Origin of the sequence: Mesorhizobium sp. M0496 (assembly GCF_040321205.1) — a bacterium.
In the GTDB taxonomy this organism is placed as follows: domain Bacteria; phylum Pseudomonadota; class Alphaproteobacteria; order Rhizobiales; family Rhizobiaceae; genus Mesorhizobium.
Genome location: NZ_JAMYRC010000103.1, coordinates 1 through 1,396, shown reverse-complemented (window position 1 = coordinate 1,396; position 1,396 = coordinate 1). Strand labels below are relative to the sequence as shown.

At 60.4% G+C, this 1,396-nt stretch carries 1 protein-coding gene; it reads left to right on the top strand.

Annotation, left to right across the window (positions count from 1 at the left end; translation table 11 throughout):
* The first annotated feature begins 167 nt into the window (after positions 1 to 167).
* The gene (locus NKI73_RS33525) at positions 168 to 968 is read left to right on the top strand and encodes a calcium-binding protein (protein WP_352636334.1); all 801 of its coding nucleotides are present in this window, start codon (positions 168 to 170) and stop codon (positions 966 to 968) included.
* Positions 969 to 1,396: the final 428 nt, after the last annotated feature.

Here is a 1,396-nt window from a genome sequence, read left to right as displayed (position 1 = left end):
GCGCGTCCCCGCCGCCTGCGAGCCCGCTACTGCTCAGCGGAAGGGCGAAGTGAACGTGAATGCATCCATTTCGTAAATGTGTGTCTATCCAAGCAATCGATTTCTCTAATTACCCGATGAGCAATATGAACGCGTCAGGCAGGGTGCATCATTAGGAGTATTTTTCGATGGCAAACATTATCGAGGGTAGCCCGGATGCCGAAACACTCCTCGGCACCAAGGGTGAAGATTGGATGGAGGGTTTCCAGGGCGGTGACTGGATTGACGGTCGTGGCGGCAACGACGAGATCTCGGCTGGCCCGGGCAGTGACCGAGCCCTTGGCGGCGAGGGTAACGACCGCATCTTCGGCGGAGATGGCTGGGACGATCTCTCCGGCGACAACGGCCGCTTCAACGCGCGCATCTCCGGTGAGGACAATGACAGGCTCAGCGGCGGTCCCGGCCAGGATGTCCTCTACGTGGGTGACGGCCAGGATACGTTGACCGGGGGCACCGACAATGACACGTTCGTGTTCCAGTTCCACAATCCGGTGCCTGGGGTCGATCCGAGTGTCGGGTCGAAGCCGGACATTACCACTATCACCGATTTCAACCCGGCGGAGGACAAGTTCGCCTTCGATGCGGTGGGCCTCTACAACGACGGTTTTGGCGCGAACTTCGTCAACAACGCCAGTATACAGTCCGGCTACCCGGTGAGCAGCTTCTACAGTGGCGCGGCCTCGGGTGCGAACGGCGAACATGTCGTGGTAATCACTGGCGAATCTTTCAACTCTGCTAATGAGGCGGCGCGTGCGATCTCCGGCGAGCAGGCCGGCGACATCATTGTCTACCAAAGCAGCTACACCGACAGAGTCGCAACTCTGGCCTATGTCACCGCCGACGGCAGCGCGCACGAGTTCGCCCACCTGGGCGGTGTGGTCACCGTGGCCGACCTAGGCCTGACCGCGTCGGACTTCACCTTCGTTTGATCCAGAAAACCGATACGGAACAGCGCCCCGCCCCTTGGGCGGGCGCTTTCCGTCTCCGCTACTTGCCATGGGCCGGGGCGCCCGGGAGCAGTCGCAGCGTGTACAGCTTGACGAAGCCCTGCACGTCGCGCTGGTCGTACACCGAATTCTCCCTGAAGGCGTGGAGGCGGAAGCCTGTTCGGGCCCTTGCGGCCGACCACGATGACGTTGCCCTTCCAAACTTTCAGCCGGACGGTGTTGTTGAGCCGCTCCATTTAAATGCCGGGACCAAACATATTCGGCGGGAGCACTGATCCTCAATCAGCGAGCGGATGCAGTCGGTCGCCGTTCGGGGAGCAATATAGGGCTGAGTCGCCAGCCTCCGGAACTTACGTGAGTAACCATTCCTTGAAGGATTCAGCTTTGAGACCTTTCCCTCTGACTTCCGC

Coding starts and splice junctions, on each gene's coding strand:
- NKI73_RS33525 (WP_352636334.1), top strand. CDS start 168: ATGGCAAACATTATCGAGGGTAGCCCGGATGCCGAAACACTCCTCGGC.